This window comes from Streptomyces sp. NPDC102490 (genome assembly GCF_044765285.1).
Taxonomy (GTDB): Bacteria; Actinomycetota; Actinomycetes; order Streptomycetales; family Streptomycetaceae; genus Streptomyces.
The window spans coordinates 108536-132498 of the sequence record NZ_JBIWJU010000011.1; the positions used below are offsets into that span (position 1 = coordinate 108536).

Annotated in this window: 22 protein-coding genes; 15 read left to right on the forward strand and 7 right to left on the reverse strand. The window is 73.0% G+C overall.

All coding sequences use genetic code 11. The annotated features are described in order from the left end of the window. Positions 1 to 7 precede the first annotated feature (7 nt). The 4 genes from pheS to ACIRGB_RS25475 all read left to right on the forward strand — a co-directional run bounded on the left by pheS (position 8) and on the right by ACIRGB_RS25475 (position 6025). The gene (gene pheS, locus ACIRGB_RS25460) at positions 8 to 1129 is read left to right on the forward strand and encodes a phenylalanine--tRNA ligase subunit alpha (RefSeq protein WP_403869373.1); all 1122 of its coding nucleotides are present in this window, start codon (positions 8 to 10) and stop codon (positions 1127 to 1129) included. Next, entirely contained in the window at positions 1129 to 3651 is a 2523-nt protein-coding gene (gene pheT / locus ACIRGB_RS25465) for a phenylalanine--tRNA ligase subunit beta (RefSeq protein ID WP_403869376.1), read from the forward strand. Before pheS ends, pheT begins: the two co-directional genes overlap by 1 nt. A gap of 371 nt (positions 3652 to 4022) precedes the next feature. Continuing rightward, positions 4023 to 5363 (forward strand): transcriptional regulator, encoded by a 1341-nt coding sequence (locus tag ACIRGB_RS25470; protein ID WP_403869379.1) that lies wholly within the window; start codon positions 4023 to 4025, stop codon positions 5361 to 5363. 119 nt (positions 5364 to 5482) lie between these two features. Next, positions 5483 to 6025, forward strand: a complete 543-nt coding sequence (locus ACIRGB_RS25475) for an NUDIX domain-containing protein (RefSeq protein WP_403869382.1) — start codon at positions 5483 to 5485, stop codon at positions 6023 to 6025. Here the strand turns inward: ACIRGB_RS25475 and ACIRGB_RS25480 are convergent. Then, complete coding sequence (locus tag ACIRGB_RS25480) at positions 6016 to 6927, reverse strand: 3-hydroxybutyryl-CoA dehydrogenase (RefSeq protein ID WP_398917280.1); 912 nt, start codon at positions 6925 to 6927, stop codon at positions 6016 to 6018. The two genes, ACIRGB_RS25475 and ACIRGB_RS25480, sit on opposite strands and share 10 nt — an antisense overlap. A 137-nt stretch (positions 6928 to 7064) precedes the next feature. Between ACIRGB_RS25480 and ACIRGB_RS25485 the strand changes: the two genes are divergently transcribed. Further along, positions 7065 to 8324 carry a glycoside hydrolase family 10 protein gene (locus ACIRGB_RS25485; protein ID WP_403869385.1) on the forward strand — a complete coding sequence of 420 codons (1260 nt, stop codon included), beginning with the start codon at positions 7065 to 7067 and terminating at the stop codon, positions 8322 to 8324. Positions 8325 to 8354: 30 nt separating this feature from the next. On the opposite strand, the gene ACIRGB_RS25490 is transcribed toward ACIRGB_RS25485, so the two are convergent. Next, a complete protein-coding gene (locus ACIRGB_RS25490) occupies positions 8355 to 8549 on the reverse strand; it encodes a DUF1918 domain-containing protein (protein ID WP_403869388.1) in 195 nt (64 codons plus the stop codon). Between the two features lie 74 nt (positions 8550 to 8623). After that, on the reverse strand, positions 8624 to 9550 hold the full coding sequence (locus tag ACIRGB_RS25495; protein WP_403869391.1) for a DMT family transporter: 927 nt from the start codon (positions 9548 to 9550) through the stop codon (positions 8624 to 8626). On the opposite strand from ACIRGB_RS25495, the gene ACIRGB_RS25500 reads away from it, so the two are divergent. From ACIRGB_RS25500 to ACIRGB_RS25510, 3 genes are all read left to right on the forward strand, one after another. Next, the gene (locus ACIRGB_RS25500; protein WP_403869394.1) at positions 9549 to 10988 is read left to right on the forward strand and encodes a PLP-dependent aminotransferase family protein; all 1440 of its coding nucleotides are present in this window, start codon (positions 9549 to 9551) and stop codon (positions 10986 to 10988) included. The two genes, ACIRGB_RS25495 and ACIRGB_RS25500, sit on opposite strands and share 2 nt — an antisense overlap. Before the next feature lie 54 nt (positions 10989 to 11042). After that, positions 11043 to 11483, forward strand: coding sequence for a GNAT family N-acetyltransferase (locus ACIRGB_RS25505; protein WP_403869397.1), 441 nt, complete (start codon positions 11043 to 11045; stop codon positions 11481 to 11483). Between the two features lie 73 nt (positions 11484 to 11556). Then, on the forward strand, positions 11557 to 12177 hold the full coding sequence (locus tag ACIRGB_RS25510) for a histidine phosphatase family protein (RefSeq protein WP_403869400.1): 621 nt from the start codon (positions 11557 to 11559) through the stop codon (positions 12175 to 12177). Here ACIRGB_RS25510 and ACIRGB_RS25515 read toward each other — a convergent pair. After that, positions 12140 to 12592 carry a DUF6314 family protein gene (locus ACIRGB_RS25515; protein WP_403869403.1) on the reverse strand — a complete coding sequence of 151 codons (453 nt, stop codon included), beginning with the start codon at positions 12590 to 12592 and terminating at the stop codon, positions 12140 to 12142. The two genes, ACIRGB_RS25510 and ACIRGB_RS25515, sit on opposite strands and share 38 nt — an antisense overlap. A 142-nt stretch (positions 12593 to 12734) precedes the next feature. On the opposite strand from ACIRGB_RS25515, the gene ACIRGB_RS25520 reads away from it, so the two are divergent. The 7 genes from ACIRGB_RS25520 to ACIRGB_RS25550 all read left to right on the forward strand — a co-directional run bounded on the left by ACIRGB_RS25520 (position 12735) and on the right by ACIRGB_RS25550 (position 20746). Beyond that, a complete protein-coding gene (locus ACIRGB_RS25520; RefSeq protein WP_403869406.1) occupies positions 12735 to 15209 on the forward strand; it encodes an alpha-L-arabinofuranosidase C-terminal domain-containing protein in 2475 nt (824 codons plus the stop codon). Between the two features lie 73 nt (positions 15210 to 15282). After that, on the forward strand, positions 15283 to 15807 hold the full coding sequence (locus ACIRGB_RS25525) for an AAA family ATPase (protein WP_403869409.1): 525 nt from the start codon (positions 15283 to 15285) through the stop codon (positions 15805 to 15807). A 93-nt stretch (positions 15808 to 15900) separates the two neighbouring features. Further along, positions 15901 to 16929 (forward strand): N-acetyl-gamma-glutamyl-phosphate reductase, encoded by a 1029-nt coding sequence (gene argC / locus ACIRGB_RS25530; RefSeq protein ID WP_403869412.1) that lies wholly within the window; start codon positions 15901 to 15903, stop codon positions 16927 to 16929. Further along, the gene (gene argJ, locus ACIRGB_RS25535) at positions 16926 to 18077 is read left to right on the forward strand and encodes a bifunctional glutamate N-acetyltransferase/amino-acid acetyltransferase ArgJ (RefSeq protein ID WP_403869415.1); all 1152 of its coding nucleotides are present in this window, start codon (positions 16926 to 16928) and stop codon (positions 18075 to 18077) included. The genes argC and argJ overlap by 4 nt, the downstream gene beginning before the upstream one ends. After that, the gene (gene argB / locus ACIRGB_RS25540) at positions 18074 to 18994 is read left to right on the forward strand and encodes an acetylglutamate kinase (protein WP_403869419.1); all 921 of its coding nucleotides are present in this window, start codon (positions 18074 to 18076) and stop codon (positions 18992 to 18994) included. The genes argJ and argB overlap by 4 nt, the downstream gene beginning before the upstream one ends. Beyond that, positions 18991 to 20199, forward strand: coding sequence for an acetylornithine transaminase (locus ACIRGB_RS25545; RefSeq protein ID WP_403869422.1), 1209 nt, complete (start codon positions 18991 to 18993; stop codon positions 20197 to 20199). Before argB ends, ACIRGB_RS25545 begins: the two co-directional genes overlap by 4 nt. Before the next feature lie 7 nt (positions 20200 to 20206). Then, positions 20207 to 20746: an arginine repressor gene (locus tag ACIRGB_RS25550; protein WP_007447727.1), complete on the forward strand. Its 540-nt coding sequence runs from the start codon at positions 20207 to 20209 to the stop codon at positions 20744 to 20746. A gap of 152 nt (positions 20747 to 20898) precedes the next feature. On the opposite strand, the gene ACIRGB_RS25555 is transcribed toward ACIRGB_RS25550, so the two are convergent. From ACIRGB_RS25555 to ACIRGB_RS25565, 3 genes are read right to left on the reverse strand one after another with little or no spacing between them, the layout of a single operon-like run. Further along, positions 20899 to 21639: an FAD:protein FMN transferase gene (locus tag ACIRGB_RS25555; protein ID WP_403869902.1), complete on the reverse strand. Its 741-nt coding sequence runs from the start codon at positions 21637 to 21639 to the stop codon at positions 20899 to 20901. A 55-nt stretch (positions 21640 to 21694) separates the two neighbouring features. Beyond that, a complete protein-coding gene (locus ACIRGB_RS25560) occupies positions 21695 to 22471 on the reverse strand; it encodes an FMN-binding protein (protein WP_403869425.1) in 777 nt (258 codons plus the stop codon). Between the two features lie 27 nt (positions 22472 to 22498). After that, a complete protein-coding gene (locus tag ACIRGB_RS25565; RefSeq protein ID WP_403869428.1) occupies positions 22499 to 23881 on the reverse strand; it encodes a ferric reductase-like transmembrane domain-containing protein in 1383 nt (460 codons plus the stop codon). Positions 23882 to 23963 lie beyond the last annotated feature (82 nt).

Consider the following 23963-nt stretch of genomic DNA (forward strand, 5'->3'; position numbering starts at 1 on the left):
GGAAGAGATGTCGGCACCGAATAAGTCGTACGACCCAGTCGAGGTCGAGGCGTTGAAACCGGAAGAGATCGAGCGCATGCGGGACGAGGCGCTCGCCGCCTTCGCCGCCGCGGACTCCCTCGACGCGCTCCAGGAGGCCAAGGTCGCCCACACCGGCGGCACCTCCCCGCTGGCGCTGGCCAACCGCGAGATCGGCGCCCTGCCCCCGCAGGCCAAGGCCGAGGCCGGCAAGCGCGTCGGCATGGCCCGCGGTGCCGTGAACAAGGCGCTGGCCGCCCGCCAGGAGGAGCTGGAGGCCGAGCGTGACGCGCGCGTCCTGGTCGAGGAGGCCGTGGACGTCACGCTGCCCTACGACCGCGTACCGGCCGGCGCCCGCCACCCGCTCACCACGCTCTCCGAGCGCATCGAGGACATCTTCGTCGCCATGGGCTACGAGGTCGCCGAGGGCCCCGAGGCCGAGGCCGAGTGGTTCAACTTCGACGCCCTCAACATCGGCCCGGACCACCCGGCCCGCGGCGAGGCCGACACGTTCTTCGTCCAGGGCCCCGAGGGCGGCTCCGAGTCCGGCGTCGTGCTGCGCACCCACACCTCGCCCGTGCAGATCCGCTCCGCGCTGGAGCGCGAGCTGCCGGTCTACGTGATCTGCCCCGGCCGGGTGTACCGCACCGACGAGCTGGACGCCACGCACACCCCCGTCTTCCACCAGGTCGAGCTGCTCGCCGTCGACGAGGGCCTGACCATGGCGGACCTCAAGGGCACCCTGGACCACATGGTCCAGTCGCTGTTCGGCGCGGAGATGAAGACCCGGCTGCGGCCGAACTTCTTCCCCTTCACCGAGCCGTCCGCCGAGATGGACATGCTCTGCTACGTCTGCAAGGGCGCGTCCGTCGGCAACCCCGACCGGCCCTGCCGCACCTGCTCCAGCGAGGGCTGGATCGAGCTGGGCGGCTGCGGCATGGTCAACCCGCGGGTACTCACCGCCTGCGGCGTCGACCCGGAGAAGTACAGCGGCTTCGCCTTCGGGTTCGGCATCGAGCGGATGCTGATGTTCCGCCACAACGTCGAGGACATGCGAGACATGGTCGAGGGTGACGTCCGGTTCACCCGGCCGTTCGGGATGGAGATCTGATGCGGGTCCCGCTTTCCTGGCTGCGGGAGTACGTCGACCTGCCGGCCACCGAGACCGGCCGCGACGTGCAGGCCAAGCTGATTTCGGCCGGTCTGGAGGTCGAGACCGTCGAGCACCTGGGCGCCGACCTCAAGGGCCCCCTCGTCGTCGGCCGGGTGCTGACCATCGAGGAGCTGGAGGGCTTCAAGAAGCCGATCCGCTTCTGCACCGTCGACGTCGGCCAGGCCAACGGCACCGGTGAGCCGCAGGAGATCGTCTGCGGCGCCCGGAACTTCGCCGTCGGCGACAAGGTCGTCGTGGTGCTGCCCGGCGCCACCCTGCCCGGCGGCTTCTCGATCTCCGCCCGCAAGACCTACGGCAAGACGTCCCACGGCATGATCTGCTCCAGCGACGAGCTGGGCATGGGCGACGACGGCACCCACGGCATCATCGTGCTGCCGCCGGAGACCGAGGTCGGCAAGGACGCCATCGAGCTGCTCGAACTGGTCGACGAGGTGCTGGACATCGCCGTCACCGCCAACCGCGGCGACTGCCTGTCCCTCCGCGGCGTCGCCCGCGAGGCCGCCATCGCCTACGGCCTGCCGCTGCGCGACCCGGCCCTGCTCGACGTGCCCGGCCCGAACGCCTACGGCTACCCGGTGAAGATCGCCGACCCCACCGGCTGCGACCGCTTCACCGCCCGCACCGTGACCGGCCTCAGCGCCGAGGCCCGCTCGCCGATCTGGCTCCAGCGGCGGCTCCAGAAGGTCGGCATGCGTCCGATCTCGCTCGCCGTCGACGTCACCAACTACGTGATGATGGAGCTGGGCCAGCCCCTGCACGCCTACGACCGCGCACGGGTCCAGGGCACCATCGGCGTACGCCGGGCCCAGGAGGGCGAGAAGATCGTCACGCTCGACGGCACCGAGCGGAAGCTGCACGCCGAGGACCTGGTCATCACCGACGACCGCGGCCCCATCGGCCTCGCGGGCGTCATGGGCGGCGCCAACACCGAGATCGCGGACCACGACACCGCCGAGAACGGCGGGAACGCGACGAGTGACGTGGTCATCGAGGCCGCCCACTTCGACCAGGTGTCCGTCGCGCGCACCGCCCGCCGCCACAAGCTGTCGTCGGAGGCGTCCCGCCGCTTCGAACGCGGCGTCGACCCGCAGGCCGCCGCCGCTGCCGCGCAGCGCACCGTCGACCTGCTGGTGCTGCTCGCGGGCGGCACCGCCGAGTCCGGGGTCACGGAGATCAGCGCTCCGTCCGCGCCGCACACCATCAGCGTCCCGGCCGACCACCCGGACAAGGTCGCGGGTGTGGAGTACGGCCGCGAGACCGTCGTACGCCGCCTCCAGGAGGTGGGCTGCGACGTCTACGGCCAGGACGAGCTGATCGTCACCGTCCCGTCCTGGCGGCCCGACCTCACCGACCCGAACGACCTGGCCGAAGAGGTCATCCGCCTGGAGGGCTACGAGAACCTGCCCTCCACGCTGCCCCGGCCCCCGGCGGGTCGCGGCCTGACCTCACGGCAGCGGCTGCACCGCCGCGTCGGGCGGGCCCTGGCCGGTGCCGGTTACGTCGAGGCGCTGAACTACCCGTTCGTCGGTGAGCAGGTCTTCGACCAGCTCGGTCTCGACGCCGACGACCCGGCCCGCCGCGTCGTCAAGCTGGTCAACCCGCTCAGCGACGAGGAGCCCGCGCTGCGGACCTCGCTGCTGCCGGGCCTGCTGGGCGCGCTGCGCCGCAACGACGGCCGGGGCGCGCACGACCTGGCGCTCTTCGAGACCGGCCTGGTCTTCCACCCGCGCGACGAGCGGCGGATCGCCGCCGACCTGCCCGTCGACCGGCGCCCCAGCGAGGACGACCTCGCCGCGCTGGACGCCGCGCTGCCCGACCAGCCCCGGCACGTCGCCGTCGTCCTCACCGGCGCCCGCGAGCAGGCCGGCTGGTGGGGCAAGGGACGCCCGGCCGACTGGGCCGACGCGGTCGAGGCCGCCCGCACCGTCGCGCGCGAGGCCGGTGCCGAACTGGGCGTCCGCAAGGGCCAGTACGGTCCCTGGCACCCGGGCCGCTGCGCCGAGCTGACCATCACCGTGGACGGCGAGGAGCGCGTGATCGGGCACGCGGGTGAGCTGCACCCGCGGGTCCTGAAGACGCTGGGCCTGCCCGCCCGCACCTGCGCGATGGAGCTGGACCTCGACGCCGTGGGGCGGGTCGGCGACGACACCCCGCAGGCGCCGGGTATCTCCACCTTCCCGGTCGCCACGCAGGATGTCGCCCTGGTCGTCGACGCGTTCGTCCCGGCGGCGGACGTCGAGGCGGCGCTGCGCGAGGGCGCGGGCGAACTGCTGGAGTCCATCCGGCTGTTCGACGTGTACGACAACGCGGAGCAGCTGGGTGAGGGGCGCAAGTCCCTGGCGTACGCGTTGCGCTTCCGCGCGGGGGACCGGACGCTGACGGTCGACGAGGCGTCGGCGGCGCGGGACGCGGCGGTCGCCCTCGCGGGCGAGCGGGTCGGAGCGGTGCTGCGTAGTTAGCGGTTCGGTGCGCTTAAGGGGCGTGGGGTTTCTGCCGGTCGGCGGCCGCGGGTAGTCGGTGGCCGGTCGCGCAGTTCCCCGCGCCCCTGGGGGCGTCACCTGAACGGGGTTTGACCGCTTCTCCGGCCGGCGCACCGTCCGCCCCGCCACGGAGTGTCGGGCAGGCGGCGGGGCGGACGGCGTGGGTTCGGGCCGCCGCACTGTACGAGGGGGAGCCGGCGGCCCGGCCGGCCTCTTTCGAGGCCCTTCAGTCAACCGGCCCGGAACTCTCCGCGACAGCGCGCACACGCTGCGGATGCGCGCACTGCGTTCACACCCCGTGTGAAGACCGACGCACTACGCTGTCGGCACCGATTCACCGGGGGGCACCCATGCAGCCCAACACCCTGCTCGACGCCGTCCTCGACGAGGCCGGGATCTCGCACGCGGGACTGGCCGCACACGTCAACCAGGCGGGTCGGGTGCGGGGGCTCGCACTGAGGTACGAACACACCGCCGTGGCACGGTGGTTGAAGGGGCAGCGTCCGCGCGGCCAGGTGCCCGACCTGATCTGCGAGGTCCTCGCGTCCCGGCTGCACCGCCCCGTCACCCTCGACGACATCGGCCTCGGCGTGCCCGGCGAACCCGCCGCCCCGCACACCGGCTCGCTGTCCGGGTTCGTGGAGCGCGCGACCGCCCTGTGGCGCTCCGACCAGCAGCGGCGACCGCACATCCTCGGCGCCCCCGCGCTCACCGGCACGCCGGCCGTGATGCCGGTGTGGGAGTGGGAGAACCCGCCCGAGGACACCGACGTCTCCCGCGGCGGGCGGCACCGGGTCACCGCCGCCGACCTGGAGATGGTGCGCTGCGCCCGCACGCACTACGAGCAGATGTACCGCAAGGCCGGCGGCATCGCGACCCGCGCCCGCATCGTCGGCTTCCTCAACTCCGAGGCCGCGCCGCTGCTGCGCGGCAGCTACACCGACGCCACCGGGCGGCAACTGCACCGGGCCACCGGGGGCCTGGTGGCGGTGGCCGGGATCTGCGCGTACGACTCCGACGCGCACGGCCTCGCCCAGCGCTACTTCCACCAGGCGCTGCGGCTCGCCAAGGCCAGCGGCGACCGGGGGCTCGGCGCCTACGTCATCGCGCTGCTGGTCAACCAGGCGCTGTTCACGCGGGAGTACCGCCAGGCCGTCGCCTTCGCCGAGGCCGCGCTGCGCGCCGCCGGACGGCACATCACCCCGGCGCTCGCCTCCGACCTGTACGCGATGCAGGCGAAGGCGTACGCGCACCTGGGCGACGGCAGCGGCGCGCTCGCCTGCATCCGCCGGGCCGAGCAGGCCGCCGAGCGCATCCGGCGCGGGTACGAGCCCGACGAGACCGGCTACGTCCAGCCCGGACTGGTCAACGTCCAGGTGGCGGAGGCACTGCTGAGCCTCGGCGAACTCGCCGCGGCCGGGGAGCACGCGGCGGCCGCCGTCGACACCCCGGCGCACGACCGGGGGCGCGTGCACCGGCTCGCCATGCTCAGCACCATCGAGCTGCGCCGGGGCGACGCCGACAAGGCGGTGGCGACGGCCGTGCGGATGGCCGAACAGGCCCGGGGCATGGAGTCCCAGCGGCTGCGCGACCGACTGCGCGCGGTGCGCGAGCACCTGGTGAGCAGCGGGTGCGCGGGCACGGCCGAGGCGGCCGAACTCATCGACGGGGCCCTGCGCGTACCGCTGTAGGCGGGCCCGTCCGCGCGGACCCCGCGCCCACCCCTGCGCCGTGAGCGGCCGTCGTGCGCCTGCTGCCGGAACGCCGCTGCTGCGATATTGCCACCTACTCGACGAAAGGTGGCAGAACCGTGCAGTGGACGAAACAGAGCGAACAGAATGTGTACTCAAATCGCTGGTTCAGCGTCAATCTGGCCGATGTCGCCCTACCGGACGGACAGCACCTCGACCACTTCCTGATCCGGATGCGTCCCGTGGCCGTGGCCACGGTCGTGAACGCGGCGGACGAGGTCCTCCTGCTGTGGCGGCACCGTTTCATCACCGACAGCTGGGGCTGGGAACTCGCGGCCGGCGTCGTCGAGGACGGCGAGGACGTCGCGGCGGCGGCGGCCAGGGAACTGGAGGAGGAGACCGGCTGGCGGCCGGGACCCCTGCACCACCTGATGAGCGTGGAGCCCTCCAACGGCCTCACCGACGCCCGGCACCACGTCTACGTCAGCGACGAGGGCACGTACGTCGGACACCCCGTGGACGACTTCGAGTCGGACCGCCGGGAATGGGTGCCCCTCAAGCTCGTACCCGACCTCGTCGCCCGCGGGGAGGTCCCGGCCGCCACCATGGCGGCCGCGTTACTCCTGCTGCACCACCTCAGGCTCGGGCGGGATCAGCCGTAGGCGTAGAAGCCCGAGCTGGTCTTGCGGCCGAGGCGGCCCGCGTCGACCATGCGCTGGAGCAGCGGGGGAGCGGCGTACAGCGGCTCCTTGTACTCCTCGTACATCGAGTACGCCACCGAGGCGACCGTGTCCAGGCCGATCAGGTCGGCCAGCTTCAGCGGGCCCATCGGGTGGGCGCAGCCCATCTCCATGCCGTTGTCGATGTCCTCGCGGCTGGCGATGCCCGACTCGAACATCCGGATCGCGGAGAGCAGGTACGGGATCAGCAGCGCGTTCACCACGAAGCCGGAGCGGTCCTGGGCCCGGATCGCGTGCTTGCCCAGCACCTTCTCGGTGAACAGCTGGGCCCGGCTGAGCGTGCCCTCGGAGGTGGTGAGCGCCGGGATCAGCTCGACCAGCTGCTGCACCGGGGCCGGGTTGAAGAAGTGGATGCCGATGACGTGGTCGGGCCGCGAGGTGGCGACCGCCAGCTTCACCAGCGGGATCGAGGACGTGTTGGAGGCCAGGATCGCGTCCGGCCGGGTCACGACCTGATCGAGCACCTGGAAGATCTCGGTCTTGACCTGCTCGTTCTCGACGACCGCCTCGATCACCAGATCACGGTCGGCGAACTCGCCGAGGTCGGTGGTGAAGCTGAGGCGCGCCTGCGTCGCGTCCCGCTCCTCCTCGGTGATCTTGCCGCGCTCGGCCGCCTTGGTCAGCGAGTTGTACAGCCGGGTGCGGCCGATCTCCAGGGCCTCACCGGTCGTCTCGGCGACCATCACCTCCAGACCCGAGCGGGCGCACACCTCGGCGATGCCCGCCCCCATCTGACCGCAGCCCACCACGCCGACGCGTGCGATATCTCCCGAGATGCCGGTCACATCGTCCCTTTCGCTGACTCCACGGCTGGCAGCAGGCATGCCGGGGTCCCCGTCGCCTGCTCCGATCGAGCACGTTACCCCCGAATGGTCACGGATCCGTCTCCCGGGTCGGGCATGCTGAGGCCCCGTACACGATCCGTGACCGTACGGATCCACAGCGTTCAGGAGGTCTTCCCATGGGCGGTGTCTCGCGCCGTGCCTTCACGGTGGCGGCGTTGTCGGCGTTCACGGCGGTATCCGGGGCCTCGGGGGCGTCAGCGGCGTCCACCGGCCAGGGCCCCGCCGCGCCGGCGGCCTCGCGCACCGCCGCCGCCGGGATGCGGGGGATGTGGCTGGCCACCGTGGCCAACCGCGACTGGCCCACCCGCGCGGGGCTGCGCGCCGCCGAGCAGCGCGCGGAGCTGGTCGAGCACCTCGACAACGCGGTCCGGCACGGCCTCAACACGGTGATCCTCCAGGTGCGCCCGACGGCCGACGCGCTGTGGCCCTCGGCGCACGAGCCGTGGTCGCAGTACCTGTCCGGCAGCCAGGGCCGCGACCCGGGCTGGGACCCGCTGGGCACCGCCGTGACGGAGGCCCACGCCCGCGGTCTCCAGCTGCACGCCTGGTTCAACCCGTACCGTGTCGCCACCCACGACGACCCGGCCCACCTCGTCCCCTCCCACCCGGCGCGCAAGAACCCGGGGTGGGTGGTGCCGTACGGCGGGAAGCTCTACTACAACCCGGGGCTGCCCGAGGTCCGGGCCTTCGTGCTGGACGCGATCATGGACGCGGTGGCGAAGTACGCGGTGGACGGGGTCCACTTCGACGACTACTTCTACCCCTATCCGGTGGCGGGCCAGAGCTTCGACGACGGCGGGACCTTCGGCACCTTCGGCACCGGCTTCGCCACGAAGGCCGACTGGCGCCGGGACAACATCGACCGGCTGGTGCGCGAGACCGCACAGCGCGTCAAGGAGGTCAGGCCGGCCGCCCGCTTCGGCGTCAGCCCCTTCGGCGTGTGGCGCAACGCCGCCACCGACGAGCGCGGCTCCGACACCCGGGCGGGCGTGCAGACGTACGACGACCTGTACGCGGACACCCGCACCTGGGTGCGCGAGGGCTGGATCGACTACGTCGTGCCGCAGCTGTACTGGAACATCGGCCTGGACGGCGCCGACTACGCGAAGCTGCTGCCCTGGTGGGCCGAGGTGGCCAAGGGCAGCCGCACCGAGCTGTACGTGGGCGAGGCGCTGTACAAGTCCGGGGACCCGGCGCAGCCCGCCGCCTGGCAGGACCCGGCCGAGCTGTCCCGCCACCTCACGCTGGCCGCGCGCTACCCCGAGGTCCGCGGGCACGTCTACTTCTCCGCGAAGGACGTCGCCGAGGACCGCGGCGGCGCGATGGCGCGGGTGGCCGCCGACCACTACGCGCGGCCGGCCACCGCCACCCGCTGAGCCGCACCCGCGCGGGGTGCGGCCACCGGTTTACCGCTGGGTCTCCCGGTGCCGGATCTCCGAGTCGGGGCCGGGCGAGCACACCGCCTCGTGCCCGTCCTCGAACCGGACCCGGTACGGGGGAGTGCCCTTGTCGCCCATGACTTCGACGATCTCCGCGACCTTGTCGTGCTCACCGACCACCCGGCCGTGCTGGACCAGCTGGTCGCCCTTGGTTGCGTGCATCCGTGAGGCCTCCTCACCTGTGTGCCGCCTGGGGGCTGGGTCTGAGGGTCTGGGGGTCTGGGGGTCTGGGGGGTCTAACCCCTGGCCCGCTGGGTGACCGCGATGCACACCAGTACGGCCGCGGCCGTCAGCGGAGCGGCCACCGGCAGGTGCTCGCCCAGGAGAAGTACCGACCACACCAGTGTGAGCAGCGGCTGGGCCAGCTGCAACTGGCTGGCCTTCGGGATGCCGATCGCCGCCATGCCCCGGTACCAGACGACCAGGCCGAGGAACTGCGAGCCGATCGCCACCCACAGCAGGCCGGTCACGCTGTGCGCCGTCAGGTGCACCGGCTCGAACGACAGCGCCACCGCCGCCATCGGCACCGTCAGCGGCAGACACAGCACCAGCGCCCAGCCGATGACCTGCCACCCCGGCATCTGACGGGCCAGCCGCCCGCCCTCCGTGTAGCCGGCCGCGCACACCAGCAGCGCCCCGAAGAGATAGGCGTCGGCCGAGGTCAGCGCGCCGCCGCTCTGCTGGACCGTGAAGGCGATCACGGCCGCCGCACCCGCCAGGGCCGCGATCCAGAAGGTGCGCGAGGGGCGGGTGCCGACGCGCAGGGCGGACAGCAGCGCGGTGGTCAGCGGGAGCAGCCCCACCACCACGGCGGCGTGCGCGGTGGTCGACGTCTGAAGGGCCAGCGTGGTCAGCAGGGGGAAGCCGAGGACCACCCCGGCGCCGACCACCGCGAGCCCCAGCCAGTGCCGCCGCTCGGGCGGTGCCACCCGCAGGGCCGACAGACACGCACCGGCGACCGCGGCGGCCAGGATGCTGCGCACGGCGATCAGGGACCAGGGACCAAAGCCCTCCAGACCCCAGGCGGTGGCCGGGAAGGTGAGGGAGAAGGCGACGACACCCAGGGCGGCCAGGGCGGTACCGAAGGCGGCGCCGGGGGGCGTCGTGCTCGCGGCGCCGACTGCTATCCGGGGCGACGCGGTAGCGCTACTCTGTGCTCTCATGCAAGAGCGTAGCAGCGTCGCTGACCTGGTGGCCGTGTTGCGGCGGGAGCTGGACCGCTACTCACCCGGCGGAAAGCTCCCGTCCAGCCGGGCCCTCGTGGAGCGGTTCCGGGTGAGCCCCGTGACGGTCTCCCGCGCCCTGGCCCAGCTGGCCGCCGAGGGGCTGGTCGTCACCCGGCCCGGTGCCGGCGCCTTCCGGGCCCGGCCGCGCCCCTCGGCCGTACCCCCCGGGGACACCTCCTGGCAGGAGGTCGCGCTCAGCGCCGACGGCGCCGCCGACCTCGTACCGCGCTCGGTGGACGCCTCTGGGGTGCTGGTCTCGCTGGCCGCCCCGCCCCCCGGCGTCGTGGAGTTCAACGGCGGCTACCTGCACCCGTCCTTGCAGCCGGAGCGGGCGATGGCGGCGGCCCTGGCCCGGGCCGGGCGGCGGCCGGGCGCCTGGGGCCGGCCGCCGATGGAAGGGCTGCCGGAGCTGCGGGAGTGGTTCGCGCGCGGCATCGGCGGCGCCATCACGGCGGCCGAGGTGCTGATCACCGCGGGCGGCCAGTCCGCGCTGGCCACCGCCCTGCGCGCGCTCGCCCCGCCCGGCACCCCCGTCCTCGTCGAGTCCCCGACCTACCCCGGCATGCTGGCCATCGCGCGGGCGGCCGGACTGCGCCCGGTGCCCGTCCCCGTGGACGCGGACGGCGTACGGCCCGCCCTGCTCGCCGACGCCTTCCGCGCCACCGGCGCCCGCGTCTTCGTCTGCCAGCCCCTGTTCCAGAACCCGACCGGCGCCGTGCTCGCCCCCGAGCGGCGCGGGGAGGTGCTCAGCATCGCGCGGGCGGCCGGTGCCTTCGTCGTGGAGGACGACTTCGTGCGCCGCCTCGTGCACGAGGACGCCGGCCCGCTGCCCGCCCCGCTCGCCGCCGACGACCCGGACGGCGTCGTCGTCCACGTCGGCTCGCTGACCAAGGCCACCTCGCCCAGTTTCCGGGTGAGCGCCCTGGCCGCGCACGGGCCGGTCCTGGAACGGCTGCGCGCCATCCAGATCGTCGACACCTTCTTCGTGCCCCGGCCGCTCCAGGAGGCGGCGCTGGAACTCGTCGGGTCGCCCGCCTGGCCACGCCATCTGCGGGCGGTGTCGGCCGAGTTGAGGGCCCGGCGGGACGCCATGACGTCCGCGCTGCGTCTGCACCTCCCCGACCTCTCCCTGGCCCACATCCCCTCCGGCGGCTACCACCTGTGGCCGCGCCTGCCGGAGGGCGCCGACGAGAGCGCCCTGACCGCGGCCGCCCTGCGCGCGGGCGTCGCGATCACCCCGGGCCGCCCCTACTTCAGCGCCGAACCCCCGGCCGCCCACGTCCGGCTGAGCTTCGCGGCGGTCGCGAACGCCGGGGAGATCGCGGAAGGGGTGCGGCGCCTGCGCGCCGCCTGCCGGGAGGTGTGGGGCGGCTGACGGCGGCGCGATATCCGGTCGACGCGCTCTCACCGGCCCTGCGAGCATCCCGGCATGACCGACACGCCGAGGCTCCCCGAGGGCTACGAGATCTCCACCGACCCGCACCGCATCGACGCCGGGCGCGTGCACCACTGGCTGTCCACCGACGCGTACTGGGCCCTGGGGCGGACCCGCGAGAAACAGGACAAGGCCATCGCGGGCTCGCTCAACTTCGGGGTGTACGACGCGGTCTCGGGCGAGCAGGTCGCCTACGCCCGGGTGATCACCGACCTGGCCACCTTCGCGTGGCTCTGCGACGTGTACGTCGACCCGTCGGTGCGGGCCAAGGGAGTCGGCACCGCCCTGGTCGCGGCCGTCCGGGAGCACCTGGCACCCCACGGACTGCGGCGCATCCTGCTGGCGACGCACGACGCGCACGGGGTCTACGAGAAGCTCGGATTCACCGCGCTGGACCGGCCGGAGCAGTGGATGGCGTTCACCTTCGGCCGGTGAATCCCGGCACACCCTGCGTGAACCTGAGGTAACACCCCTTGACCCCGACCCCGGCGCGCTCCACCATCACCGCATGGCGCTTCGGGTCACGTTCGTCGCGGCCGCGTGCGGCTCACCGCTGCCGGCGGAGCGCTTCGACGACGACCGCCCGCTGGACCGGGCCGGCTGGGACGAGGTGCTGCGTGCCGCGGCCGGCCTGCTGCCGCTGGCGGCGGCGGAGTTGCGCTACTGCTCACCCACGCCCCGCAGCCGCGCCACCGGCGACGCCCTCGGCTACGCTCCACTGGCCCAACTCGCCCTGCGGGACTGTGACATGGGCCGGTGGCGCGGTCTGACACTCGGCGAGGCCATGGCCCGCGAACCGGGGGCGGTGGACGCCTGGCTCGCCGATCCGCGCTCCGCGCCGCACGGCGGGGAGTCGCTGCTGGGCTTCATCACCCGGGTCGGCGGCTGGCTCGACACCCGTCCCGGCGAGGACGGCGACCGGATCGTCGCCGTGGCCGAGCCCTCGGTGATCCGGGCCGCGCTGCTCTACGTACTGAACGCGCCGCCCGGAACGTACTGGAACCTGGACGTCCGCCCGCTGTCGACGGCCACCGTGACGGGCCGCGCGGGCCGCTGGACCCTCCGTTTCGACGGCGCGCCGGACCAGGGTGCTACGCGTCCGGCGTTCGGCGAAGGTAATCCGTGGTGAGCAGCAGGTCCTTGGCCGGGCCGCCCACCCGCCACACGGTCCGCCAGCGGTCCGGGCCCCGGACGGTGAACTCGCCCCGGTAGAGGTCGGCGGCGCACGGATGGTCGGCCACGTGGTGGCCCGAGGTCAGGTCCAGGCCGTGGAAGGGGCGGCCGTCCGCGAAGCGCACGTCCACGCGGCCCGGCGCGCTCCCCGGCTCGTAGCGCAGCGTGCGCTCGGCGGGCCGGGTCACGCCCTGCCAGGTGAAGGCACCCGACTCGCGGCCGAGCAGCCCGCCGCCGTCGAGTGCCTCGAAGGACGTAACCCCCTCGAACCAGCCGTCCAGACCGCTCGCCAGATCCCGCACCGAGCGCTCGGTGCGCCAGCGCCCCGCGAGGTACGCCAGTACGTCGGGCACCGGCCACCACTCGCCCATTTCCACTCGCTTTCCCGCTCCGGCCCACTCGTTGCCGCGCGACCCATTGACGCGCCGCGGCCCCCTCCCTATCTTGCCGTTCGAAGTGCTGACCAACGTCCGATATCTCGAACGACTGTCTAGTGAGAGCCGCGGAGTATCCATGTCACGCACCCGCTGGAGACTCGGTCTCAGCGTCACCGCCCTCCTGACGGCCTCGGCCCTGCTGCCCTCCCCGGCACACGCCGAGGCCGTCGCCGACTACACGATCACCGTCGACCCGTCCGCCCAGGGCCCCGCGATCGACGACACGATGTACGGCGTCTTCTATGAGGACATCAATCGCGCCGCCGACGGCGGCCTGTACGCCGAGCTGGTGCAGAACCGTTCCTTCGAGTACTCCACCGCCGACCACGCCTCGTACACCCCGCTCACCGCGTGGACGGCCGAGGGCACGGCCGAGGTGGTGAACGACGAGGGCCGCCTCAACGAGCGCAACCGCGCCTACCTCTCCCTGGCCGCCGGTTCCACCGTCACCAACGCGGGCTACAACACCGGCATCCGGGTCGAGAAGGGCGAGAAGTACGACTTCTCGGTCTGGGCCCGCGCCGAGAGCGGCACCACCCTCACCGTCGGCCTCCGGGACGCCGCGGGCACCCTCGCGAAGGTGCGCGAGGTGGCGGCGGAGGGGAAATGGCGCAAGTACACCGCCACCTTCACCGCGACCCGCACCAGCAACCGCGGCCGCCTCGCCGTCACCACCACCGCCCCCGCCGCCCTGGACATGGTGTCCCTCTTCCCCCGCGACACCTACCGGCACCAGCCGGGCGGCCTGCGCAAGGACCTCGCCGAGAAGATCGAGGCCCTGCACCCGGGCTTCCTGCGCTTCCCCGGCGGCTGCCTGGTCAACACCGGCTCCATGGCGGACTACAGCGCGGACTCCGGCTGGCAGCGCAAGCGCTCCTACCAGTGGAAGGACACCATCGGCCCCGTCGAGGAGCGCGCCACCAACGCCAACTTCTGGGGCTACAACCAGAGCTACGGCCTCGGCTACTACGAGTACTTCCGCTTCGCCGAGGACATCGGCGCCATGCCGCTGCCCGTCGTCCCCGCCCTGGTCACCGGCTGCGGCCAGAACAAGGCCGTCGACGACGACGCCCTGCTGAAGCGGCACATCCAGGACACCCTGGACCTCATCGAGTTCGCCAACGGCCCCCGCACCAGCGAGTGGGGCGCCAAGCGCGCCGCGATGGGTCACCCCAAGCCCTTCGGCCTCACCCACCTGGAGGTGGGCAACGAGGAGAACCTCCCGAAGGAGTTCTTCGCCCGCTTCGAGAGGTTCCGCGCCGCCATCGAGGCGAAGTACCCGGACGTCACCGTCGTCTCCAACTCCGGCCCGGACGACTCGGGCGCGGTCTTCGACACCGCCTGGCAGCTCAACCGCGACGCGGGCGTCGCGATGGTCGACGAGCACTACTACAACAGCCCGCAGTGGTTCCTCCAGAACAACGACCGCTACGACGCCTACGACAGGAACGGCCCCAAGGTCTTCCTCGGCGAGTACGCCTCCCAGGGCAACGCCTGGAAGAACGCGCTGTCCGAGGCCGCGTTCATGACCGGTCTGGAGCGCAACGCGGACATCGTCAAGCTGGCTTCCTACGCCCCGCTGCTCGCCAACGAGGACTACGTGCAGTGGAGCCCGGACCTCATCTGGTTCAACAACCACGCGTCCTGGGGCTCGGCCAACTACGAGGTCCAGAAGCTCTTCATGAACAACACCGGCGACCGCGTCGTCCCCTCGAAGGCCACCGGCACCCCCGCCGTCAGCGGCCCCCTCACCGGCGCCGTCGGCCTGTCGACCTGGGCGACCAGTGCGGCCTACGACGACGTGAGGGTGACCTCGGCCGACGGCCGCACGCTCCTGTCCGACGACTTCTCCGGTGACGCGTCGCGGTGGACCCACTCGGGCACCGGCAGCTGGACCGTCCAGGACGGCCAGTACGTCCAGACGGACCCGGCCGCCGAGAACACCCTGGTCACGGCGGGCGATACGGCCTGGCACGACTACGACCTGCACGTGAAGGCCACGAAGAAGTCCGGCAAGGAGGGCTTCCTGGTCGCCTTCGGCGTCAAGGACACCGGCGCCTACTACTGGTGGAACCTGGGCGGCTGGAACAACACCCAGTCCGCGGTCGAGCAGACCTCCGACGGCGGCAAGTCGACGCTCCTGTCCAAGGCCGGGTCGATCGAGACGGGGCGTGAATACGACATCGACGTCAAGGTCCGCGGCCGCCAGGTCACCCTCTACCTCGACGGCGAGGAGTGGGGCCGCTTCACCGACGACAAGCCCGCCGAGCCCTTCCGCCAGACCGTCACGCGCGACGACCACACCGGCGAGCTGATCGTCAAGGTCGTCAACGCCCAGGACACGGCCGCCCGCACCGCCGTCGACCTCGGCGGAGCCAAGGTCGCGTCCAGGGCCCGCGTCACCACGCTGGCCGCCGACCAGGACGCGGTCAACACCGAGACGGACACCCCGGTGACCCCGGTGACGTCGACCTTCTCGGGCGCGGCGAGCGAGTTCACGTACACCTTCCCGGCGAACTCGGTGACGTTCCTGCGGATCAGGGAGCGGTAACCGCCGGCACGCGGCCCGGAGCGGCGACGAAACCGTCACACGGTGTCGCCGGTCCGGGCTAGCGTGGGGACGCATGATCGTATGGCTCAACGGGACCCACGGCGCCGGCAAGACGACGACCGCCGCGCTCGTACAGCGGCTGCTCCCGGATTCCCGGGTGTTCGACGCCGAGAAGGTCGGCGAGACGCTCATGGACATCACACCGGGGCTGCCCGACACGGACAACTTCCAGCACTGGGCGCCGTGGCGGCCCCTGGTCGTCGAGACCGCCCGGCACGTGCTCGACTACACCGGCGGCACCCTGGTGATGCCGATGACGGTCCTGGTCGAGGAGTACTGGAGGGAGATCGCGGACGGCCTCGCCGCGCACGGCATTCCCGTGCGGCACTTCGTCCTCCACGCCGACCAGGAGACCCTGCGGCGGCGCATCGCGGGGGACACCGTGCTGGGGCCGGACTCGCCGTTCCGTCTCCGGTACCTCGAGCCCTACGCCGAGGCGGCCCGCACCTGGCTGCACGCCGAGGCCGAGGTCGTCGACACCACGCACCTCACGCCCGACCGGGCCGCGCTGCGGATCGCGGAGGCCGTCAAGAACTGAGGTCTCGACGGCCCGGCCGCGGGCCGGTATGCAGTGGATTGCATAAACGTGCAGCGAAACGTATAGTCATGCCATCCAGGAGGAGGGTTTTCCATGGCGGTACGTGCGGCGGTGGCCGGAGCGAGCGGGTATGCGGGCGGTGAGCTGCTGCGTCTGCTCCTGACCCACCCCGAGGTCGAGATCGGTGCCCTGACCGGCAACTCCAACGCCGGGCAGCGGCTGGGCGCGCTTCAACCGCAGCTGCTGCCGCTGGCCGACCGGGTCCTGGAACCGACCACGGCGGACGTTCTCGCGGGGCACGACGTGGTCTTCCTCGCGCTGCCGCACGGGCAGTCCGCCGCCGTCGCCGAGCAGCTCGGGCCGGACGTCCTCGTCGTCGACATGGGCGCCGACTTCCGGCTCAAGGACGCCGGTGACTGGGAGGCGTTCTACGGCTCGCCGCACGCCGGCACCTGGCCCTACGGCCTCCCCGAACTTCCGGGTGCCCGCGCCGCGCTGGAGGGGACCCGGCGCATCGCGGTGCCCGGCTGCTACCCGACCGCCGTGTCCCTGGCCCTGTTCCCGGCCTACGCCGCCGCGCTCGCCGAGCCCGAGGCGGTGATCGTCGCCGCCTCCGGCACCTCGGGCGCGGGCAAGGCGGCCAAGCCGCACCTGCTGGGCAGCGAGGTCATGGGCTCCATGTCGCCGTACGGCGTCGGCGGCGGCCACCGGCACACCCCCGAGATGATGCAGAACCTCGGCGCGGTGGCGGGGGAGCCGGTCACCGTCTCCTTCACGCCGACCCTCGCGCCGATGCCCCGCGGCATCCTGGCCACCTGCACCGCGAAGGCGAAGCCCGGCGTCACCGCCGAGACGGTGCGGGCCGCCTACGAGAAGGCGCTCGCCGACGAACCGTTCGTGCACCTGCTGCCCGAGGGGCGGTGGCCCGCGACCGCCTCCGTGTACGGCTCGAACGCCGTCCAGGTGCAGGTCGCGTACGACGCCGCCGCGGGCCGGATCATCGCCATCAGCGCCCTCGACAACCTGGCCAAGGGCACCGCGGGCGGTGCCGTCCAGAGCATGAACATCGCCCTCGGTCTCGACGAGACCACCGGACTGACGACGATCGGAGTTGCGCCGTGAGTGTGACGGCAGCGAAGGGGTTCACGGCGGCGGGCATCGCCGCCGGGATCAAGGAGAGCGGCAACCCCGACCTGGCCCTCGTGGTCAACACCGGCCCCCGCCGCTCCGCCGCGGGCGTCTTCACCTCCAACCGCGTCAAGGCCGCGCCGGTGCTCTGGTCCGAGCAGGTCCTCAAGAGCGGTGAGCTGACCGCCGTCGTGCTCAACTCCGGCGGCGCCAACGCCTGCACCGGGCCCAAGGGCTTCCAGGACACCCACGCCACCGCCGAGAAGGCCGCCGAGGTGCTCGGGACGGGGGCGGGCGAGGTCGCCGTGTGCTCCACCGGGCTCATCGGCGTGCTGCTGCCCATGGACAAGCTGCTCCCGGGCGTGGAGGCGGCCGCCGGTCAGCTCTCCGAGCACGGCGGCGAGAAGGCCGCCATCGCCATCAAGACCACCGACACCGTGCACAAGACCTCCGTGGTCACCGGGGACGGCTGGACCGTCGGCGGCATGGCCAAGGGCGCGGGCATGCTCGCCCCCGGCCTCGCCACCATGCTCGTCGTGATCACCACCGACGCCGACCTGGAGACCGAGGCCCTGGACCGCGCCCTGCGCGCCGCCACCCGCGTCACCTTCGACCGGGTCGACTCCGACGGCTGCATGTCCACCAACGACACCGTGCTGCTGCTCGCCTCCGGCGCCTCGGGCGTCACCCCGGAGTACGACGCCTTCGCCGAGGCCGTCCGCACCGTCTGCGACGACCTCGGACAGCAGCTCATCCGGGACGCCGAGGGCGCCAGCAAGGACATCAAGGTCGAGGTCGTGAACGCCGCGACCGAGGACGAGGCCGTCCAGGTGGGCCGCACCATCGCCCGCAACAACCTCCTCAAGTGCGCCATCCACGGCGAGGACCCCAACTGGGGCCGCGTCCTGTCCGCGATCGGCACCACGTCCGCCGCCTTCGAGCCCGACCGGCTGAACGTCGCCATCAACGGCGTCTGGGTCTGCAAGAACGGCGGCGTCGGCGAGGACCGCGAGCTGGTCGACATGCGCTACCGCGAGGTGCACATCGTCGCCGACCTCGCCGCCGGCGACGCCACGGCCACCATCTGGACCAACGACCTCACCGCCGACTACGTCCACGAGAACAGCGCGTACTCGTCATGAGCAACGGAACGAGCAACGGACCCACGCGGAAGCACACCGCGCTCCCCAAGGCCCAGATCCTCATCGAGGCGCTGCCCTGGCTGACCCGGCACCACGGCAAGACCGTCGTCATCAAGTTCGGCGGCAACGCCATGATCGACGAGGGCCTCAAGGCCGCCTTCGCCCAGGACGTCGTCTTCCTGCGGCACGCCGGTCTCAAGCCCGTCGTCGTGCACGGCGGCGGCCCGCAGATCAGCGCCGCCCTCGACAAGCACGGCATCGTCAGCGAGTTCAAGGCCGGGCTGCGCGTCACCACCGAGGACGCCATGGACGTCGTACGGATGGTGCTGGCCGGGCAGGTGCAGCGCGAGCTGGTCGGGCTGCTCAACCAGCACGGACCGCTCGCCGTCGGCCTCACCGGCGAGGACGCGCACACCCTCACCGCCACCAAGCACCAGCCCCGGATCGACGGCGAGTTCGTCGACATCGGCCGGGTCGGCGAGATCACCGAGATCGACACCGGCGCCATCGAGGCACTGCTCGCCGACGGCCGCATCCCGGTCGTCTCGTCCATCGCCCGCTCCCAGGACGACCACCATGTCTACAACGTCAATGCTGATACGGCGGCTGCGGCACTCGCTGCGGCGCTCGGCGCCGAGACTCTCATGGTCCTCACCGACGTCGAGGGCCTCTACGAGGACTGGCCGGACTCCGACGAGGTGATCAGCCGCCTCACCGCCGGCCAGCTGGAGAAACTGCTGCCCGACCTGTCGTCCGGCATGGTGCCGAAGATGGAGGGCTGCCTGCACGCCGTACGCAACGGCGTCACCACCGCCCGGGTCATCGACGGCCGGGTCCAGCACTCGATCCTGCTGGAGATCTTCACCGACGAGGGGATCGGCACGATGGTCGTGCCCGACGAACAGGGGGAGTCGTGAGCAACACGGAGCTGACCGAGCGGTGGCAGGGCACCCTCATGAACAACTACGGCACCCCGCGCCTGCCCCTGGTGCGCGGCGAGGGCGCCCGGCTCTGGGACGCCGACGGCACGGAGTACCTCGACTTCGTCGGCGGCATCGCGGTCAACGCGCTCGGCCACGCCCACCCGGCGGTGGTGGACGCGGTGAGCCGGCAGATCGCCGCCCTCGGCCACGTCTCCAACCTCTTCATCGCCGAGCCGCCCGTCGCCCTCGCCGAACGGCTGCTGAGGCACTTCGGCCGCGACGGCAAGGTCTACTTCTGCAACTCCGGCGCCGAGGCCAACGAGGGCGCCTTCAAGATCGGCCGGCTGACCGGCCGGCCGCACATGGTCGCCACGCAGGGCGGCTTCCACGGCCGCACCATGGGCGCCCTGGCGCTGACCGGCCAGCCCGGCAAGCAGGAACCGTTCCTGCCGCTGCCCGGCGACGTCACGCACGTGCCGTACGGCGACCCGCAGGCGCTGGCCGCGGCGGTCACCGAGGAGACGGCCCTGGTGGTCATCGAGCCGATCCAGGGCGAGAACGGCGTCGTCGTCCCGCCCCCCGGCTATCTGAAGGCGGCCCGCGCCATCACCGCCGCCACCGGCGCGCTGCTCGTCCTGGACGAGGTGCAGACCGGCATCGGCCGGACCGGGCACTGGTTCGAGTACCAGGCCCACGAGGGCGTCCTGCCGGACGTCGTCACCCTCGCCAAGGGCCTCGGCGGCGGCCTGCCCCTGGGCGCGACCGTCGCCTTCGGCCGCGCCGCCGACCTGCTCAAGCCCGGCCACCACGGCACGACCTTCGGCGGCAACCCGGTCGCCTGCGCCGCCGGACTCGCCGTCCTGGACACCATCGAGGACGAGGGACTGCTCGACAACGTCAAGCGGCAGAGCGAGCGGCTGCGCGGCGAGATCGAGGGCCTGGGGCACCCGTTGATCGCCCATGTCCGGGGCGCCGGACTGCTCCTGGGTATCGTGCTCACCGAGCCGCTCGCCGCCCAGGTGCAGCAGGCGGCTCAGGACGCCGGAATCCTGGTGAACGCGCCCGCACCCGATGTCGTACGGCTGATGCCCGCGCTGAACCTCGGCGACGACGTGGTCGACGCGTTCCTCGGGGCGCTGCCCGGCATCCTTGACCAGGCCGCCGACGCGGCCCACGGGGACGGACGATCCGGAGAATGAGACGACGATGAGCCACGCGCAGGAGCACGAGCAGACGGCCGGGCCCGCCCTGCCGCAGACCCGCACCGCACGCCACCGCCGGATCGTGGACATCCTCAACCGGCAGGCGGTGCGCTCGCAGAGCCAGCTGGCGAAGCTGCTCGCCGACGACGGGCTCACCGTCACCCAGGCGACGCTCTCCCGGGACCTGGACGAGCTGAACGCGGTGAAGATCCGCAACACCGACGGCGACCTCATCTACGCGGTGCCCAGCGAGGGCGGCTTCCGCACGCCGCGGGCGCCGCTCGGGGAGTCGGCCAAGGAGGAGCGGATGCGGCGGCTCTCCGCGGAGCTGCTGATCTCCGCGGAGGCGTCGGCGAACCTCGTGGTCCTGCGGACGCCTCCGGGGGCGGCACAGTTCCTCGCCTCGGCGATCGACCAGGCAGAGCTGCACGACATCCTGGGGACCATCGCGGGCGACGACACGCTGATGCTGATCAGCCGGGAGCCGGCGGGCGGGCAGGCACTAGCGGACCACCTGCTGCGGTTGGCTCAGAACGGGGGCTGAGGGGGGCGGTGCGGTGGTCTGCCGGGTGCGGGTGCGTCGTGGCCGGTCGCGCAGTTCCCCGCGCCCCTCAACTGCGGGCAGTCGTGCCGCTGGGGCGGCACGGGTGGGCGCGGCGGCACCCCGCGAACGCGGGCGAGCGCCACGCCGGTACGTCAGCCCAGACGAGCCGCCAGCCCTCCCGTACACCGCACCTCGTCCCCCGCCGTGATCAGCAGCGCCTCCACCCCGTCCAGCGACTCCAGCCACCGCAGTCCCTCCCGTGCGCCCATCGCGAAGGCCGCCGTCGCCCAGCAGTCCGCCCATGTCAGCCGGGGCGCCACCACCGTCACGGACAGCAGGTCGGTCACCGCGGAGCGGCCGGTGCGCGGGTCGACGACGTGCGCGCCGCGTTCGGCGGAACCGGACGTCGCCACCGCCAGCTCCGCCGCCCCCGCCGCCGAGACGACCGCGGCGAGCCCGCCCGGCCGCAGCGGGTCCGACACCCCGACCCGCCACGGTCGCGCCGCCCCCGGTGAGCCGAGCAGCTGCACGTCCCCGCCGCCGTTGACGCTGACCCCGCTCGCACCGCCCGCCGCCGCGATCCGCCGCGCGGCGCGCTCCACGGCCCAGCCCTTGACGATCCCGGTCGGGTCGAGCCGTCCCCGGTAGCGCGTGCTGAACCAGCCCTCGCTCACCCGCTCCGCCTCGGCCGCCAGCTCCAGCACCTCGGCGACCTCCGGGGCGCACGCGGCGACGGTCAGCTCCCCGCGGGCCAGCCGGGAGATCTGGCTGCCCTCCCGGTAGGTGCTGAACACCTCGTCGGCCCGGTGCAGCCCGGCGACCGCCGTGTCCAGCGCCGCCCGTACGGCCGCGGGTTCCCCGCCGCGGACGTCGAAGGAGAAGACGGTCCCCATCGCCTCCTCCACGTGACGCACCGCGGCGGGGGCCCGTGCGGACCCGGCCCCGGTGTCAGCCACCGGCCCGGTCCAGCGCCGACTGGAGGGACTGCCGGTACCCGGCGCTGGTGTAGGTGGCGCCGGAGACCGTGTCGATGTCGGCGGAGCCCGCGGCGACGGCGGCCCGGTCGAGCCGGGGTACGGCGTCGGCGGTGACCTGGTCGCTGCGGCCGCCCCTGGGCGCCTGGAGGGTCTCGACGTCGGTGATCCGCCCGCCGCTGACCGTGACCCGGACCTGCACGGGCCCGTACTGGGTCCGCGCGGCGTCACCGGTGAGCACCTGTGTGCCCGGCCCGGCGCCGGTGCCCGAGCCCTCCTCGGCGGCTCCCGAGCCGGACCCGGCTGCCGCGGCCGCCTTGTCCAGGGCCGACTGGAGGGACTTCGCGTACCCGGCGCTGGTGTAGGTGGCCCCCGAGACCGCGTCGATGTCGGCGCTGCCGGCCGCGACCGCCGCCCGGTTGAGCTTGGGTACCGCGTCCGCGGTGACCCGGTCGCTCTGCCCGCCCTCGGGCGCCTGCACGGCCTCGGCCTTGGTGATCTTCCCGCCGTTCAGGGTGAGCCGGACCTGCACGGGACCGTACTGCGTGTCGGCCGCGTCACCCGTGACCGTGCCGGCCCCGGCGCCCCGGCCGCCCTGCGGCGACTGCGCGGCCACGGGCGGGGCCGCGCCGCCCGCCGCCGAGGCGGAGCCCGGGTCGGACGCCGGTTTCAGCGACAGCAGCAGCACGATCCCGGACACGGTGGCGGCCCCGGCGAGCACGGCACGCCGAACGGGGTGGCTTTTCCTCATCTGTCCTGGACTCCTGAGGTCCGTCGCTCACATCTCGAACGACTCGTGGTGGATACGGCGAGCGGGGACCCCCGCGCCGCGCAGTGCCTCGTACACCGACTGCGCGAAGCCGGGCGGCCCGCACAGGAAGACGTCGTGGCGCTCGATGTCCGGGATCTTCCGGGCCAGGGTCTCGGCCGAGATGTCCGGGCGCTCCCCGTCCGGGCTGTTGACCGCGTACATCAGCCGGGCGCCGCGCTCGTCGGCGATCTCGGCCAGCTCGTCCCAGAGCGCCAGGTCCTGGGTGCTGTTGGCCCGGTAGAGCAGCGTGATGTCGCCGGACGCGCCGGGCAGCGTCTCGAACAGCGCCCGCATCGGCGTGATCCCCACCCCGCCCGCCACCAGCAGCACCTTGCCGCGGCTGCGGCGCTGGGCGGTCAGGGCGCCGTACGGGCCCTCCGCCCACACCCGGGTGCCGGGCGTCAGCTCACGGAGCCGGGCGCTGTGGTCGCCGATCGCCTTCACGGTGATCCGCAGCATGTCCGGTCGGGGCGCCGCCGACAGCGAGTACGGGTGCGAGCTGAACCGCATGCCCGGTGCCAGGAACCGCCAGCGGAAGAACTGCCCGGCCTCCGCGCCCATCCGGTGCAGCCGGCGCCCGCCGATGAGCACCGACACGATCCCGGGCGTCTCCTCGATCACCGCCTCCACCCGCATCCGGTGCCGCAGGTTGAGCCGGAGGGGGGTCAGCACCCGGTACCAGAGCACGAGCGCGGTCACCGAGCCGTACAGCGCGTACCAGACGGTCCTGGCGGCCGGTTCGACGGCGAAGTCGTTGCCGGTGGTCAGCTGGTGCCAGAAGGTCAGGAACACCGCCGCGTAGGTGAGCAGGTGCACGTGGTACCAGGCGTCGTACGGGATCCGGCGGCGGACGGGGCCGACGGACAGCAGCCCGATGACGACCAGCAGGCCGGTGCCGAGGGCCGCCTTGCCCAGGTCCGGGAGCTGGTTCACCGAGTCGACCGTCTGCGCCGCGATGTCACCGAGGCCCCGGCCGGCCTGCGCCGCGTAGCCCCACATGATCAGGAAGACGTGGGCCAGGACCAGGCAGAGGGTGTAGCGGCCGGTCATGGCGTGCCAGCGGGCGACCCGGTCGGACCCGACGCGCCGCTCCAGGGCCGGCACCCGGGCCATCTGGAGCACCACCAGCGCCATCAGGTACCCGGCGAGCAGACCGGTGATCCGGCCCGCGTTGAGGATCATGCCGGTCTGGTCGGAGATGGCGGGCGTGTTGCGCCACCACAGCCACAACACGCCCGCCGCGCCCGCCCACACGGCGAGCAGCAGGGGGACGGCGGGGGAGCGGCGCGGACGGATGCGCCGCATGGTCTGACGGCGGGCGGCACGGCCGCCGGCGAGCGTGGTGGTCACGGTTCCTCCGTGGGGGACTCGGCCCTTGGCCCACAGATACGCGCCGTGCCGGGCGAGCGTTCAGCCCGTGCCGGTCGTGCCG